Origin of the sequence: Mesorhizobium sp. M7D.F.Ca.US.004.03.1.1 (genome assembly GCF_003998635.1) — a bacterium.
Lineage (GTDB): Bacteria > Pseudomonadota > Alphaproteobacteria > Rhizobiales > Rhizobiaceae > Mesorhizobium > Mesorhizobium loti.
Genome location: NZ_RZQG01001624.1, coordinates 1 through 653 on the forward strand (window position 1 = coordinate 1; position 653 = coordinate 653).

Genomic DNA, 653 nt, shown 5'->3' on the forward strand with positions numbered 1-653 from the left:
ACGAAGAACCAGGCGTGGATCTGCTTGCTCGGACTAAAGAGGACGTCAGCCTTGGACAGGGCACTCCTCGAAGCCATCGATCCGATGGGCGGCAAGGCGATAAACGTCAGTTCGGACTGTGGGGCAAACGACCTCGAAAGCGCTGATCTCTTCCTTGTTCAGCGAAAAACCTTCCTGGAGGCCCCGCCAACGCTTCAGGCGGCCTATCTCGAGGCGATGGAGGCCAAGACGATTCGCGTGTTCGATCCTATCCGCTTCGAAGACATCAAGGCCCGCATGGATTCGGATCAGGCGCTGGCCTTGAAGGTCGCAGAAGAGGTGTCGTCCGGAACGCGTGAGGGATATGGAGGCATCCTGCTGTCGAGTTCGTCCGACCGGATCTGCACCGTCGTTGACGGCAACGCAGCCGTGCACGAGGCGACCATCAGCAAGATAGCTGATTTCGCAGGCATGTCGGGAAGCACCGTCTCGTACCCGTCGATCGACAAGGCGTATGAGGACGTGCGGCACGAACAATGCCGCGTACTTTATGCATCGGCCGCCGACCTGAAGGCGACCTCGGAAGCGCTCGCGCGCGACGGCGTACAGTTTGCCTTCGCCCCGGTATGGCTCGGTAATAACGATGCTGACGCTGCCGCGGCCAAGCTGGATGC

At 60.3% G+C, this 653-nt stretch carries 1 protein-coding gene; it reads left to right on the forward strand.

Annotation, left to right across the window (positions count from 1 at the left end; translation table 11 throughout):
• Window positions 1-84: 84 nt before the first annotated feature.
• The coding region (locus EN935_RS39130; RefSeq protein ID WP_164771881.1) for a hypothetical protein at window positions 85-653 on the forward strand (569 nt) is incomplete at its 3' end.